The organism is Egbenema bharatensis FJBBOT/2019, assembly GCF_048077055.1.
In the GTDB taxonomy this organism is placed as follows: domain Bacteria; phylum Cyanobacteriota; class Cyanobacteriia; order Elainellales; family Elainellaceae; genus Egbenema; species Egbenema bharatensis.
Genome location: NZ_CP182236.1, coordinates 4,976,103 through 4,989,959, shown reverse-complemented (window position 1 = coordinate 4,989,959; position 13,857 = coordinate 4,976,103). Strand labels below are relative to the sequence as shown.

12 protein-coding genes and 1 pseudogene are annotated in these 13,857 nt (G+C 51.6%); 3 read left to right on the top strand and 10 right to left on the bottom strand.

Annotated features, from left to right (window positions below; all coding sequences use genetic code 11):
* Positions 1 to 28 precede the first annotated feature (28 nt).
* The 6 genes from ACM1PF_RS23015 to ACM1PF_RS22990 all read right to left on the bottom strand — a co-directional run bounded on the left by ACM1PF_RS23015 (position 29) and on the right by ACM1PF_RS22990 (position 6,781).
* A complete protein-coding gene (locus ACM1PF_RS23015) occupies positions 29 to 1,054 on the bottom strand; it encodes an ABC transporter ATP-binding protein (RefSeq protein ID WP_416667351.1) in 1,026 nt (341 codons plus the stop codon).
* A 107-nt stretch (positions 1,055 to 1,161) separates the two neighbouring features.
* On the bottom strand, positions 1,162 to 2,172 hold the full coding sequence (locus ACM1PF_RS23010; protein WP_416667349.1) for an ABC transporter ATP-binding protein: 1,011 nt from the start codon (positions 2,170 to 2,172) through the stop codon (positions 1,162 to 1,164).
* Positions 2,173 to 2,307: 135 nt separating this feature from the next.
* Positions 2,308 to 3,201 carry a nickel transporter permease gene (nikC, locus tag ACM1PF_RS23005; protein ID WP_416667347.1) on the bottom strand — a complete coding sequence of 298 codons (894 nt, stop codon included), beginning with the start codon at positions 3,199 to 3,201 and terminating at the stop codon, positions 2,308 to 2,310.
* A 12-nt stretch (positions 3,202 to 3,213) separates the two neighbouring features.
* A complete protein-coding gene (locus ACM1PF_RS23000; protein ID WP_416667344.1) occupies positions 3,214 to 4,227 on the bottom strand; it encodes an ABC transporter permease in 1,014 nt (337 codons plus the stop codon).
* 77 nt (positions 4,228 to 4,304) lie between these two features.
* A complete protein-coding gene (locus ACM1PF_RS22995; protein ID WP_416667341.1) occupies positions 4,305 to 5,963 on the bottom strand; it encodes an ABC transporter substrate-binding protein in 1,659 nt (552 codons plus the stop codon).
* A 542-nt stretch (positions 5,964 to 6,505) separates the two neighbouring features.
* Positions 6,506 to 6,781, bottom strand: coding sequence for a DUF1830 domain-containing protein (locus ACM1PF_RS22990; protein ID WP_416667339.1), 276 nt, complete (start codon positions 6,779 to 6,781; stop codon positions 6,506 to 6,508).
* A 378-nt stretch (positions 6,782 to 7,159) separates the two neighbouring features.
* Here ACM1PF_RS22990 and ACM1PF_RS22985 point away from each other — a divergent pair, with 378 nt between their 5' ends.
* Positions 7,160 to 8,113 carry an NAD-dependent epimerase/dehydratase family protein gene (locus tag ACM1PF_RS22985; protein WP_416667336.1) on the top strand — a complete coding sequence of 318 codons (954 nt, stop codon included), beginning with the start codon at positions 7,160 to 7,162 and terminating at the stop codon, positions 8,111 to 8,113.
* A 59-nt stretch (positions 8,114 to 8,172) separates the two neighbouring features.
* Here the strand turns inward: ACM1PF_RS22985 and ACM1PF_RS22980 are convergent, their stop codons facing one another.
* Positions 8,173 to 9,585 (bottom strand): pre-peptidase C-terminal domain-containing protein, encoded by a 1,413-nt coding sequence (locus ACM1PF_RS22980; RefSeq protein ID WP_416667333.1) that lies wholly within the window; start codon positions 9,583 to 9,585, stop codon positions 8,173 to 8,175.
* Positions 9,586 to 10,042: 457 nt separating this feature from the next.
* Here ACM1PF_RS22980 and ACM1PF_RS22975 point away from each other — a divergent pair, with 457 nt between their 5' ends.
* A complete protein-coding gene (locus tag ACM1PF_RS22975; RefSeq protein WP_416667330.1) occupies positions 10,043 to 10,882 on the top strand; it encodes a pentapeptide repeat-containing protein in 840 nt (279 codons plus the stop codon).
* A gap of 12 nt (positions 10,883 to 10,894) precedes the next feature.
* Here ACM1PF_RS22975 and ACM1PF_RS22970 read toward each other — a convergent pair.
* Together ACM1PF_RS22970 and ACM1PF_RS22965 are read right to left on the bottom strand one after the other, a co-directional pair.
* Positions 10,895 to 12,315, bottom strand: a pseudogene (locus tag ACM1PF_RS22970) (amidase).
* A gap of 84 nt (positions 12,316 to 12,399) precedes the next feature.
* A complete protein-coding gene (locus ACM1PF_RS22965; RefSeq protein WP_416667326.1) occupies positions 12,400 to 12,615 on the bottom strand; it encodes a DUF2283 domain-containing protein in 216 nt (71 codons plus the stop codon).
* A gap of 145 nt (positions 12,616 to 12,760) precedes the next feature.
* Here ACM1PF_RS22965 and ACM1PF_RS22960 point away from each other — a divergent pair, with 145 nt between their 5' ends.
* Positions 12,761 to 13,228: a hypothetical protein gene (locus ACM1PF_RS22960; RefSeq protein ID WP_416667323.1), complete on the top strand. Its 468-nt coding sequence runs from the start codon at positions 12,761 to 12,763 to the stop codon at positions 13,226 to 13,228.
* A 16-nt stretch (positions 13,229 to 13,244) separates the two neighbouring features.
* Here ACM1PF_RS22960 and ACM1PF_RS22955 read toward each other — a convergent pair whose 3' ends face one another.
* A complete protein-coding gene (locus ACM1PF_RS22955) occupies positions 13,245 to 13,736 on the bottom strand; it encodes a CU044_2847 family protein (protein WP_416667321.1) in 492 nt (163 codons plus the stop codon).
* Between the last annotated feature and the right edge of the window lie 121 nt (positions 13,737 to 13,857).

Sequence of the window (13,857 nt, the reverse complement as noted above, 5' to 3'; positions counted from 1 at the left end):
GCAGCAACTATCTAGAGAGAGAAGTTGATTAGGCCGATTCAACTAAATGGCAAGCCACATAATGCTGGTTGCCCACATCCCGAAACTCTGGTTCAGGGTCGTGCCGACAGGCTTCAACGGCGATCGGGCAGCGCGTGTGAAACCGACATCCCTTGGGTGGGTTCGTTGGGCTGGGCACATCCCCCTGGAGCACAATTCGTTCTCGCGTCGCTTCTACCACTGGATCGGGAATGGGAACAGCCGATAGGAGAGCCTGAGTATAGGGGTGTAATGGATTTTCGTACAGGGACACCCGATCGGCCAGTTCCACAATTTTGCCCAGGTACATCACGGCAATGCGATCGGAAATGTGCCGTACAACACTCAGATCATGGGCAATAAATAAATAGGTCAGACCAAACTCCTGCTGAAGGGACTGCATCAGGTTGACCACCTGGGCCTGAATCGAGACATCCAGTGCGGCGATCGGTTCATCACAAACAATAAAATCTGGGTTGACGGCCAAAGCCCGCGCAATCACAATCCGCTGCCGTTGCCCTCCCGAAAATTCGTGGGGATAGCGGTGAATAAATTCTGGACTCAGCCCCACCACTTCTAATAAATGCTGGACTCGATTGCGCTTAGCATTGCCACTCGCCAACTCAAAGACCTCGATCGGTTCTGCCACAATATTACCCACGGTCATTTTGGGATTTAAGGAAGCGTAGGGATCCTGAAAGATCATCTGCATCCGTCGCCGCATTTGCCGCAGGGTTTCTCCCTGTAACGTGGTTAGATCCTGGTCTTCAAAGTGCACCTTCCCCTCCGTAGGACGCTCCATTTGCAGGATGGCCCGCCCTGTCGTACTTTTGCCACAGCCGGATTCTCCCACTAACCCCAGCGTTTCCCCCCGCTGAATGGTGAAATTTAACCCATCGACGGCTTTAACCCAGCCCGTCCGCCGTTGCAGCAGAATTCCCTGCATGATGGGGAAGTACACTTTCAAGTTTTCGATTTTCAGCAAAGTGTCCGTTTGCTGATGGGGGAGCGTGGGGGGGGATTGGGGGTGAGTCATGGGGGGAGTTAGGAGTCGGGAGGCGGGAGTCGGGAGTCGGGAGGCGGGAGGCGGGAGTCAAGAATAAACCGTAGCGCAGGCATCTTGCCTGCCCATTGCCCAGTGGCTCAGACAATCGAGGCTTGAGAGGTGGAGCGAATATCCGGTTCAGACGGTTTCACCCAGCAGGCAACCTGATGTTCCGCCGTGACGGATTCCAGGGGCGGATCTTCCGTATGGCACTGATCGATCGCATACTCACACCGGGCAGCGAAGGGGCAACCCTGGGGATAGTTGACCAGATTGGGGGGAAGTCCCTGGATGGGTTTCAGGCGAGCCTGACGCTGTTCATCCAGCCGGGGAATGCTCTGGAGGAGTCCAATGGTGTAGGGATGCCGGGGATTCTGGTAGAGGTCGAGGAGGGGAGCCTGTTCGACAATTTGCCCCGCATACATCACCAAAATGCGATCGGCTAAACTGGCCAGGAGGGATAGATCGTGGGTAATCCAGATCACGGCCATGTTCCGCTCCTGTTTAATGCGTTTCACCAGCTCCACAATTTGGGCTTGAATCGTCACATCCAATGCAGTGGTTGGTTCATCGGCAATCAGCAATTTTGGATTACAGGTTAATCCCATCGCAATCATCACCCGCTGTCGCATTCCCCCCGAAAACTGGTGCGGATAGTTGCGAATTCGATCGGCAGCTCCAGGGATTCCCACATGCTGTAGGAGTTCGATCGCCCGATTCTTGGCAGCGGATGCAGACAGCCCCATATGAGTCTGGATCGCTTCCGTCATCTGCTTTTCAATCCGCAGTACCGGATTCAGGGAAGTCATCGGATCTTGAAAGATCATCGAGATTTCATTACCGCGCAATGCCTGAATTTCTCTCAGCTTCAGCTTCAGCAAATCCCGCCCTTCAAACCACACTTCCCCACCCACAATTTTGCCCGGTGGGGAGGCAATCAACCGCATCACCGACAGCACAGTAATACTCTTCCCCGACCCTGACTCACCCACAATCCCGACGGTCTCCCCTGGATTCACCTGGAACGAGACCCCATTCACCGCATGAACAACGCCGCGATCGGTGAAGAATTGGGTTTGGAGGTTACGGACATCGAGAAGGGAAGTCATGGTTAGGTGGGGGGTAAGGTAGGGGCGATTCGTGAATCGCCCGTACAGGGAATGGGTTAGGGGCAAATGGTGATCTGCCCGTACAGGGAATGGGTTAGGGGCAATTCATGAATCGCCCGTATGAGGAGATTTTAATCACGATCGCTGTTGGGGATCTAGAGCCTCACGCAGTCCATCACCTAAGAGGTTGAAACCGAGAACGGCCAGGGCAATGGCTACACCGGGGAACGTGGTAATCCAGGGGGCACGACGGAAGAAGTCACGTCCGGCAGCGAGGATGGCTCCCCATTCGGGAGAGGGAGGTTGGGGCCCCAGTCCCAGGAAGGAAAGGGCAGAAGCGGAGAGGATGGCGATCGAGACACCAACCGTGGCCACGACGATGATAGGGGAAAGGATATTGGGCAGAATATGGCGAAACAGCAGGCGATGGTGTCTGGCTCCAACGGCTTGAGCAGCTTTGAAGTATTCTTTATTTTTTTCAACTAAAACCGCTCCATAGGTGACACGGGCATAAAACGGAATGGAACTAATACCGACAGCAATCATGGCGTTGGTCAGGCTGGGGCCCAACACAGCGACGGTGGCCAGCGCGATCAGAATTTCCGTAAAGGAAAACAGCACATCTATCGCCCGCATCAAAATCGTTTCCAGCCACCCCCCGGCATAACCCGCCACCAGCCCGATCAAAGTCCCAGCCGTCATGGAAATGCCCACTGCAATGAAGCCAATCATTAAAGTCAGCCGACTGCCGTGGACAATCCGGCTAAACAGATCGCGCCCAAATTCATCCGTACCAAACCAATGCTCGGCACTGGGCGATTGTAAATTACCGCCAACTCCCATTTCACTGGGGCCATAGGGAGCGATCGCCGGAGCAAAGAGGGCCACCAGAATCAGTACCACCAAAATCAAGGCTCCAATCTTCGCACCTGGACTGCGGAGCAACACCCGCAGAAATTGCTGCAACTCCTGACTCTTAGTCGGCAGCGGCGCAACGGGAGGAATTGGTGTAGAAACTTGTTGAGTCATGGGGACGACTGTTTAACGATAGGTAATTCGAGGGTCAATCCAGACGTAGATTAAATCCAGAAAAATCGAAACCAGAACCACAACCGTAGCAAAAATTAGAATAAATCCCTGTATCGTTGGATAGTCTCGCTGAAAAATTGACTGAATCGCCAACCGCCCGATGCCATTCCAGGCAAAGACATTCTCCACGACGATCGCTCCACCCATCATGTAGGTGAACTGTAACCCCAGCATATTCACGACATTAATCATGCCATTGCGAAACGCATGACGAGACAACACGATCGTTTCCTGGAGTCCCTTAGCCCGCGCCGTGCGCATGTAGTCCTGCGACAACACATCAATCATAGACGATCGCGTTAAACGGGCAACAGATGCAGCATTGGCCAGTCCCAGGGTAATGGCAGGCAGAACTAAATTAGGCAAATTGGTACCCGATACGGGGAACCAACCCAGTCGAATTGAGAACACATAGATTAACATCAAGCCTAACCAGAAGCTAGGAATCGAAATACCAATAATCGATCCGGTCATCAGGAGGGTATCTAACCAGGTTCCCCGCTTATAGGCTGCAAAAAATCCAGCCGTTACGCCCACCACCATTGTGATTAACAAACTGCTGAGTGCCAACAGCAACGTATTCGGCAACCGCACCATCAGCAGATCAAACACAGGCTGACTGCCCCGAATCGTTGTGCCAAAATCCCCTCGCAAAATCCGACTCATATACAGAAAATACTGCTCATAAATCGGGCGATCGAGTCCCAGGTTACGCCGAATTTGCTCAAGTTGCTCAGGGGTGGTTGATTGCGACTGGGCATACATAATCTGCACCGGATCACCCGGAACCAGATGGATCAGCAACGTCACAGCGATCGTTGTAATCCAGATGGTAAACAGTCCAGCAAGGATGCGTTTGATGAGATAGCGAGTCATGGGAGGAGGAGGGGAGTGGGGATTGGGTAGGGGCGATTCGCGAATCGCCCGTACAGGGAGTGGGGATAAGGTCTCTTGTGGGGTGGGCATCTTGCCCGCCCAGTCCTACCACCTGGACACTGACCTGATCCTTTTAAGGGCGAACGCAATTCGCCCCTAAATTTTTCCTACTGCAATCTCACATCATTAAAGACCGGACGATTAAACGGCCCAATCCTGAAGCCCTGTACCTCCTGCCGTGTGGCATAAACCCAGAGAGAACCGGGGGTGTAAAGGGGAATGTGAACTGCATTCGTCAGTAGATACTCCATCACATCCTCAACCGCCGCTCGTCGTTCTTCAGGATCGATCGTCGTTCGAGTTTCCTGCAACAGTGCATCTAGTTCATCGCTCTGGTATCCACTGTAAGCACCGGGAGAATGCCAGAGTTGATGTAAAATGTCGGGATCAAACCAGGCCCAGTCCATCATGTCGAAGGTGCTGGTTCCAGTCGCGCGTTCGTTCTCCTGCTTCACCCGCGCATTCAATGTACCGATGTCCATTGTTTCCAGCCGAGCATCAATTCCCACCTGGGCAAGCTGACTCTGGAAGATCTGCACCATTCTTTCCCGGTTGTCACCTGTGGAAGTCATCAGAATCACTTCCATGGGTTGATTTTCGCTGTAACCTATTTCTTCCAGCAGTTCTCTGGCGCGATCGGGATCATGTTCATAACCATGTTGAGCGCAGAACTCCTGATCGTTCGCAAACACCCCCCGACTGATGGGACACTGTTCTCGCTGTACCAGATCATCCCCAAAGGCAGTTTGAATGGCCGCATCTACGTCAACCGCATACGCAACTGCTTGCCGGGCCCGGATATCATCGAAGGGAGGACGGGAAATTGTGAATTCAAAAAAGAAGTTCTGTCCCGTGTTTTCAGCAACGTGCAACTCCATGTTGGGATCATCCCGCACCACATCCAGATCATCCAATGGCGGATTCACAATCAGTTGCACCTCGCCGGTCTGCAAACCTGCCAGACGAGTTTGCGCCTCTGGAATTTGGCGGACAATCAATCGTTCCAGGTAAGGGGCACCCTCATTCTCCACTGGACGACCAAAGCGGGTATAGTCTTCATTCCGTTCCAGGACAATTTCATCTCCCCTCGTCCAACTCACAAACTGCCAGGGACCGGTTCCGATCGCCTGCGATACCCCAAACTGATTACCAAATTCCTCGTTACTATCGCAAATCATGCTGGCAAACGGATCCGCCATGAAGGACAGAAATGCCCCAAAGGGACTGGAGAACTGGAAGGTGACGGTTTGCGGATCAACGACATCGACCGATTCGATCGGCCCCCATGCCCCACTGGTAACACTGGGATTGGCATCATCCAGAGCGCGATCGGCCGTGTACTTTACGTCGTTTGCGTCAAAAGGTGTGCCATCGTGACAGGTAATGCCCTCATTCAGGGTAAATGTAACCGCCGTACCGTCCTCACTCACCTCCCATTCCTGCGCCAGATTCGGCACAATTTCGCCATTGTCATCAAATGCTAATAATGTGTCGTAGATTTGATCAAAAATTTGCCAGGACAGGGTAGTTGTCGTGCGGTGGGGATCAAGGGAATCCGCATCTCCATACCTTGCCCAGATCAGGGTTCCACCATCCTGAGGGGGCGTGGTATCGGTCTGAGCAGTCGTGTCGGTATCATCCGGTTCGGTAGTCGTTGCGGTTTGGTTGCCATCACAGGCAGTCAACAGCAGGGCAAACAACATTGCGCTGGACACCGATCGCTGGACAATTTTGCTTGTCCAAGTTTTGAGGAATGTTTGTAACATCTTTATCCGTACCTTCTAGCAGTTCAAAAATCACGCAATCAGGGGTGCGGAAACATGACGACGTGAGGGATTGCTTCACCCCTCCTTTAGTAATTAAAGATACCGATCGCCCTCTGCCTGTGCTGATCGAACGCTGATTCAGCATAGACTGCTTTGCACTCTGTCACTGCAAGCAAAGTGAGTAACAAACTATCTGAAAGGTGAAATTTAGATATTTGGGAAGTATACCACCCCACAATTGAACCACAGCACGGGAGATGGATCAAAGTTGGTTGAGTTTTATCAACCGTAAAGCATTTCTATGCAAATCTATACGAAGCATTTCTAACGACTTTTACGAAATAGCATGACCAAACGTGCCAGTTGCTAGCCAAATCGCCCCCTAAATCCTTTAACGTTGAAGGACTTTAACCGCTCAATTGGGTCGGAAGCCCCCCAAAATTGGGGAGTTAGAGGGCGAATGTAGGACATTTATTATTCAGGACATTTCATCCTGTTCAAACACCTATGGGCAAGGAAACCAGGGGCGCGTTCCCTGCAATTTAGGTGAGAACAGGGATTTCTGGTTCGACCTGCAAATTCTGGCAAAGCAAGGTATCTGCGAGAATTGTGCTGGCTGCTCCCCCTGCATAGATTTCGAGCTGATCCGTTGGCAGTGCTTCAAAGAAAAGTCGCTGTCCGGGGAAGACAACCCGCTCAAAGTAAAAGTGATTGGGATTTTGAATTTTGACGACTTGAATTCCTGAAGTTGCGTTGACGTAGTAGCAAAGAATCTTTTCAGGATGTTCTTGAGGACGCGCTGTAAAGACTTGATTCATTAGTGCAGTTGCTCCATTGGGCACGATTGACCCGTGTGCTGATCTCCGCTTGATAAAAACTATCCGAGACTTCGATCGAGTTTTAGATCCAAAACGCCGACCAGGATTTCGGAAAAAGATTAAGTGAGTTAACAACACTTAAAACAATATTAAGATTTTATTCAGTTCTCGTCGCGTATACGTCTATCTTGGGAAAGGGATTGAATTCAGGGCTGCAAAGGGGTTTCTGGAGCAATATGTCCTTGCCGCTGGAAGAGGTCACGCTTCAAAGGTCATAATGTTGCACTGAAAACTGATCCAAATTCCCAGCAGAGATTTTAGTTGCAAAAACTCGATCGGGATTTCCCGTAGACGTTCGGCAGTGTAGATAAGAAAAACATGAAGGCATTCGTTACTGGTGCAAACGGGTTTACTGGCTCCCATCTGGTTAGAGCATTAGAGCAGCGTGGTGATACGGTCGTGGGGCTGGTGCGTCAAACCAGCGATCTATCCCGCTTAGAGTGTACTAATCTTCAGCGAATCTCCGGTGAGATCACCGATCGCCAGGCTCTTAAAACAGCAATGGAGGGAGTAGACGTGGTCTTCCATACGGCAGCTTATGTGGAATTAGGACTGGTAGATGCGGCCAAAATGGAGCGGGTCAACGTCGAAGGAACGCGGGCCGTTTTATCAGCCGCCAGGGATGCTGGAGTCGCCAAGATGGTGTATTGCAGTACGATCGGCATTTATGGGGATACCCAGGGGCGCGTGATCAACGAAACCTTTCAACGAGAGCAGCAAGACTTTTCCTCTCCCTACGATTCCACCAAATACAAAGCCCAGCAGCTTGTGGATCAGGCAGCGGCAGACGGGTTTCCCGTGGTGAGTGTGATGCCCTCTGGAATTTTTGGAGCCGATGATCCGCACTTTGGCCCGGTTTTGACCAACTACCGCAACGGCAAGCTGAAAGTCTGGGCAGGAGGCGATCGGATCACGGGGATTGTCCATGTGGATGATCTGGTGGCGGCCATGCTGCTGGCTGCGGACAAGGCCGCTCCAGGTTCCCACTACATCATTTCTACAGGCGAACTGAGTACCCGCGAGATGTTTGCCTTCCTCAGCCAGGAAACGGGCGTTCCAGTTCCCAGGGAAATTCCTGAACCGATCGTTCGGGTAGCGGGAACGGTGCTGGATTTAATCGGACGGGCCATCTCCTGGAATCCGCCGATCAGCCGTGAACGGGTTCACTATCTCTATGATCGCTGTGTCCGGGTGGATGCTGCCAAAGCCAGGCAGGAACTTGGCTGGAATCCGCGATCGGTGGAGCAAACCCTGCGGGACTGTTTGGGATGAATTTGCCCTCAGGGCGATTCGCAAATCGCCCCTACCCATCGGTTAAACCTTCAGCCTTCTCATCCAATTAACTCAGATAGATGGGTTGAATTGAGGGTGTTCAAGCCCGATGCGGCCAGATGCATGGAACAACCACATCGAACGGGGAGCGAAGAATCGATCGAGGTGGCAGAGGGTGAAGTTGCTGCGGCGATCGGGGTCGGGGAGGATCCAATTCGGCTGATAGTGCGGGTTGAGGTGGAGGGTTGGGTCAGGGCATAGGGGGTAGCTGCGCCGTAGTTGACATTCCAACCCAAATCTCGCAGCGAGGCGATCGTCAGTTGGCTTAGGGGAGTGGGGTTTCCAGGGGCTTCGGCGATCGGGGTCATCAATTCGGCTCTAAACCGTCCTTCATCCCAGTGGCCAAACACATTGGGTTCCACGGGAATAGCCGTTTGGTTGAAGGTGCCCAGCAATTCACCATAGGCCCAGCCAGCATTGGAATTGGCTCGATAGGTGATACTGCCGCGATCGATCAAGTTCTGCCCCACACTTTCCCAGAGCGTCCCAATTCCCAGCACATGACCCAACTCATGCACCATCGTATCGCGCAGAAAACTGGGAGTATTGTTGTATTGAGTGCTGTAGCGAGTGTTGATCGTTGCAGAGCCAGAAGTGGGTAAACGGCGATTCGCTGAGGTGGCAGAAACCTGAGTTGGCCCGGCGAAGGCCAGAACACTGTCATTGCGAAATGTACCCTGAACGTTGACGGTCAGCGTTTGAGGGCGATCGAAGGAGCTATGGGTAATTACCTGTTCCCAGAAGCGGGCAGATTCAGTGATGGCATTACGAGCAGCAGCGTTCAGATTTTGTAAGCCCTGCCCAAAGTTGAGTTGAATTGAAAATCGACGATTATCCTGGGTTGCCGCTGCAAAATTGCTGGCCAGGGAGTAGTTGGCGGCTTGATTGTTATAGCTCACGACTTTGACGAAATAGGTGCCAGGACTGAGGAAGCGGCGAATCGACTCATTGCGGGTTCCCCGTTCCCATTGCCAGGCCAGCACTTCCCCCTGATCGATTTGCCCATTGTTGTTGCGATCTTGAATTAACTTGACATCGGCATCTCCTGTTAATCCTGTGAGATTGGCTGTAAATACCCCGGATTGGTTCGCTGTGAAGCGGTAGAAATCAGTAGGATTAGTGCGATCGACGCGATCGGATACAGAAAACGTAGGGGAGTTGAAAACCCTGGGAGTGCCGATCGGAGTGGTTGAATTAGCCGTACTCGCCGCAACCGATCGAACCGACAGACCTGTAAGCGCTTGTGTTGCCGATCGCCGCAGCCGTAGGGCTGATCGAGCCTGGTTGAACTGACTGGACGATCGCCCACTACCGGAATCAGTGAACCCATCAAAGCTGGCATGACGAGCAGACGAACGCAGCTGACTGAATGCACCCTTTAAAGGCTGCACCTGATTAAAGAAAGAAGCCATTCTTATCGCCTCAAGCGTTAATGAACAAACTCCGACACAAGATTGGAGTACAGCGTCCAGGGGTTTTTGTGAGAAAACCACCCCAACGACGTGGTTCATTCTTCAGAGGCAAAAATGGACTTCATGAAGTTTCCATGAAGTATTAAATCTTCTAATGCTTCCTTTGGGCAAGGTTGGATAACTTCAATGACTGCACTCAAACTCAGTCAGCGAGACTCACGATGATATCAAAAATTCAAGCAATTAATGTCGTCCACAAATCTGACAACTGGTCTAACCACCAGCGCAATTTTGGATAAGCAAGGCCTGTAGCGACAAAAATCTTTGCCATCAATCTTCTATCCACTCACACAGAAAGTAAGATGAAAAAACGAAGACTAACGGTAGATTTAGGGCAATCTAAGTCTAAATTTGCGGTGTAGCAATCCGCCATGGGGGACATTTTATATTAATGACCATGCACGTTGAAGAACTGCTGAATCAGTACGCAGCAGGAGTACGAGACTTCCAGAACGCAGTGTTAGTAGGAATCGATCTGAGTGGCAAAGATCTAAGAGGGATTGACTTCCGACGAGCTAACCTGAGCCAGGCAAATTTACGAGGTGCAGACTTCAGTTCCGCCAACTTTCGAGAAACTAACTTAACTCAGGCTGACCTGACTCAATCGACCCTGATTGAAGCAAATCTGATTTCAGCAAACCTGGCTCAAGCCAAACTTTGTGATGCTGACCTCAGCCGAGCCGGATTGCGAGGAACTCGGTTCATTGGAGCCAACCTCGATCGCGCCATTCTGGTGGATGCCAATTTAGGAGAAGTCAGCTTGAATCAAGCCACCCTGGTTGAAGCGAATCTGAACAGTGCAGCACTACACCGCGCCAAATTGATTGGGGCAGATTTAACGAGAGCCATTCTAGAAGGGGCGAACCTATCCAACGCGATCCTCAGTAACGCCATTTTTGAGGGAGCCAATTTAATTGGTGTGACTGCCCACGGCGCGATTTTAGAAGAAGCCGATCTGCGAGAAGCGGATCTGAGCCGAGCCAAATTTGTCGGCGCGAATCTAATCAACACCAACCTGGGACGGGCGAATGGTCGGGGGGCTAGTTTCAGTTGGTCTACATTACGGGGAGCCAACCTTAGACGCACCAATCTATACCGTGCCAACTTAGGCTGGGCTAACCTCAGTGAAGCCGATCTAAGCGAAGCCGTCCTGATCAATGCCAATATCAATCAAGCTAATCTGCATAATGCGGATTTGACGGGGACGATTATGCCAAGTGGGGCGACGTATGGGTAGGATTGATTGAATTTACCCTGGCGCTGCCCATGCCGGACGCACTCCACCCCAGGATCGCACTGACTCTATCTGAGCTGCCAGTGCAATCAGAGTGGCTTCATCCGCCGGACGACCAACGATCTGAATCCCGATCGGCAAGCCATCAGGACTGAATCCGGTGGGAATGGCGATCGCCGGAAGTCCAGTGGCATTGGCGATCGGGCAGGGTGCGATCCAGTGAATGATTTTCTCTAGAGTTTCGGCTGGACTCAAATTAGCCCATTCACCGATCCGAATTTGGGGATGCAGATAGGTAGGCAACAGCAAAGCATCATAATGCTCAAAAAAAGCAACGATTCGTCGAGAAATTGCCTGCATTGCCCATACAGCCTTTTGATAGTCTCCACTGGAATCTCGATGTTCATACAGCCAGCGATTGAAGGGTTCCAGGACTTCTGAAGGTAAACCCGATGCGCTAATCCCAGTGCGCCAGACGATCGTAAATGGATCTTCCAGCCCACTACAGTCAGGGCAATTTTGCTCCATCTGATGCCCCAATCCTTCCAGGAGCTTCACTGTATCCAAAACCGCCTGGGCACAAACGGCATCCGCTTTACCAATCGGGGCGATCGTCGTGCTGTAGGCAACCCGCAGGGGTTGAACCTCCGAACTTGCTGACCGTTGGGCGATCGTTAGAAAAGATGGATTTGGATCGGGCAACCAGTAGGGATCGCCTGTCACGTAACCCGATAGCACATCCAAGAGGGCCGCTGCATCGGCAACCGTTCGTCCCAACGAGCCATTCGCCGCAATTCCATTCATCGCATCCCCGATCGGCGCATAGGACACCCGACCTCGTGCAGGTTTGATTCCCACCAGTCCACAGCAAAAGGCCGCCCTCGAATCGATCCCCCACCATCGGATCCCTGCGCGATCGGTAACAGTCCTGCTGCCACTGCTGCCGCTGCCCCCCCGCTAGATCCGCCTGCCGTATAGTCCAAATTCCAGGGGTTGCGAGTGGGCGGAAAGCCTTCGGGTTCGGTGTAGGGCAGAGAGCCGACTTCTGAAGTGGCGGTTTTACCCAAAATCACAAAGCCGGACTGCTTAATGCGAGCCGTGACCGCATCATCATAGGTTGCAATATTCTCCCGCATCACCTTGCTGCCGAAGGTACAGGGGACTCCCGCCACCGAGTTCAAGTCCTTAATGGCGATCGGGACTCCAAAGAAAGGAGGCAATTCCGCAGGTTCAGCATGAGCCAGGGTTTCCGTTTTGGCAGTAGCATCAGCGATCGCGGCATCAGCAATAACTGTAAAAAAGCTACCTAATGCTCCATCTAACTGCTGAATGCGATCGAGGTAAAGCTGGGTTAGCTCTAACGGCGAAATTTGCTGACTCCGAATGAGATGCGCCTGCTCTAGTGCCGATGCAAATGCCAGATCCGTTTGGTTCATGCCTCGAATTTCTTCTCCGATCGCTAGAACTGCTCCATCATCATAATGGGTTGTTCGATTCCCACAATACTCCTGCTTGTTGAGTTAACGTGAAAGCAATTCTGGGATCAAAAGCCCTTGCAGCTCTAACTGTTTCATGTCTACCTTTGAGGACGCTAGATCAATCTCCAACCCTACGACGGCTCCATCCGCATCAAAATCAATCACCACATCCGGAGCAATCTCTTCTGATTCGGTACTGGGATTACGGTTCAAGCGAATGGACAAAGTATCGGTTTCTGGGAAGTACTGAATTTTCATGGTTCTTAGCAGACTACAGAGTTTTCAACGAGGTTGGGAACACTAAGGGAAACTTTGGAGTTAAACCATGAAAAGAGCTTTGTGCTTAGTCTCTTTAATTCTACTGACGAGCTGTGCAAATTCTGGAAAGTCAGCAGAAATTTCTGTGTCCCCTTCTCCGGCACCGATCGTTGCAGAAGTTATCCCAGCCAACCCAACTTTGAAAGGAAGATTGATTATCCAGCAGATAGAGCTATTTGTTTCAACTGAAGCAGAAATTGGTGGAGATTGTCTCGCACCAGAACGGTTCCGAGATGTCAAGTCAGGTTCTCAAGTGATTTTGCGGAACAGTGTAGGCGAAATTGTTGCCGTCAGTCGGCTGGAGCCAGGACGATCGCGTTATGCCCTGGAAGGTTTTCCAGAACAGGAAGAACAGTCGCTACGCCAAACTCTCGATCGAGCTAACCGAGGGGTTCCTGTCTTTTGCTCTTTTGATTTTGTGTTGCAAGATATTCCCCAAGATCTTCAGATTTTTCAGGTTGAAATTCCGGGCGCGGCAAATGGCTATCAAACTTATTCTCGAAGTGATCTGGAAAAGGCAGATTGGCAGATCAATCTGACGATCGGAGTCTAGCAACAGCAGTACAAGCTTAAGTAGGCTGCTGGGTAGGGTGATTGGGGTGAGGCTGTCGAGGGAGCGGTTGAGCGATCGGGGGTTGAGATTGGGGTTGAGGTTGCGACTGAGGAACGGCAGACTGGGCTGAAGCGGGCGGTTTGCGCTGCGGGAAGGCGCACTCTACCGTTACTTTGATATTACATCCCATTGTGCCAGTCGCAATGTAGGGCACTCCCCCGACTCCACTCACATTGACACCAAACTCCAGCGTCACCTTTTGCACATCTGCCAGGGCTGCATCTCGGAAGGCATTCAGCGTATGCTTCGTGTAAACCTTGATAGTGGATTCGATCGCCTTAAAGCTCTGGGCCATTTGCTCAGAAGGATTTCTGCTCCAGCCCTTCTGTCCGCCACGGGTCTGCTCCTCTGGTTCCTCGATAACCGCAGGTACTTCCACATCGTCGATCGTCTCTACATAAATCACGGTATCTTCATCAATTTGCAGAGCTTGTAATCTTTTCGTCATGACCAAATTTATACTTTGCAGCATTCCGAGGATACGTTATGAAAAGGCTTGATGGCGCAGGAGTCATACCCCTCAAGCTGAGTTAGTTCTACCGAAATTTAGAGAAATTTTGCAATTCAGT

Excerpts from the sequence above, each read along its gene's own strand:
- ACM1PF_RS23015 (WP_416667351.1), bottom strand. The coding sequence starts at position 1,054 with ATGACTCACCCCCAATCCCCCCCCACGCTCCCCCATCAGCAAACGGAC.
- ACM1PF_RS23010 (WP_416667349.1), bottom strand. The coding sequence starts at position 2,172 with ATGACTTCCCTTCTCGATGTCCGTAACCTCCAAACCCAATTCTTCACC.
- nikC (WP_416667347.1), bottom strand. The coding sequence starts at position 3,201 with ATGACTCAACAAGTTTCTACACCAATTCCTCCCGTTGCGCCGCTGCCG.
- ACM1PF_RS23000 (WP_416667344.1), bottom strand. The coding sequence starts at position 4,227 with ATGCCCACCCCACAAGAGACCTTATCCCCACTCCCTGTACGGGCGATT.
- ACM1PF_RS22995 (WP_416667341.1), bottom strand. The coding sequence starts at position 5,963 with ATGTTACAAACATTCCTCAAAACTTGGACAAGCAAAATTGTCCAGCGA.
- ACM1PF_RS22990 (WP_416667339.1), bottom strand. The coding sequence starts at position 6,781 with ATGAATCAAGTCTTTACAGCGCGTCCTCAAGAACATCCTGAAAAGATT.
- ACM1PF_RS22985 (WP_416667336.1), top strand. The coding sequence starts at position 7,160 with ATGAAGGCATTCGTTACTGGTGCAAACGGGTTTACTGGCTCCCATCTG.
- ACM1PF_RS22980 (WP_416667333.1), bottom strand. The coding sequence starts at position 9,585 with ATGGCTTCTTTCTTTAATCAGGTGCAGCCTTTAAAGGGTGCATTCAGT.
- ACM1PF_RS22975 (WP_416667330.1), top strand. The coding sequence starts at position 10,043 with ATGCACGTTGAAGAACTGCTGAATCAGTACGCAGCAGGAGTACGAGAC.
- ACM1PF_RS22965 (WP_416667326.1), bottom strand. The coding sequence starts at position 12,615 with ATGAAAATTCAGTACTTCCCAGAAACCGATACTTTGTCCATTCGCTTG.
- ACM1PF_RS22955 (WP_416667321.1), bottom strand. The coding sequence starts at position 13,736 with ATGACGAAAAGATTACAAGCTCTGCAAATTGATGAAGATACCGTGATT.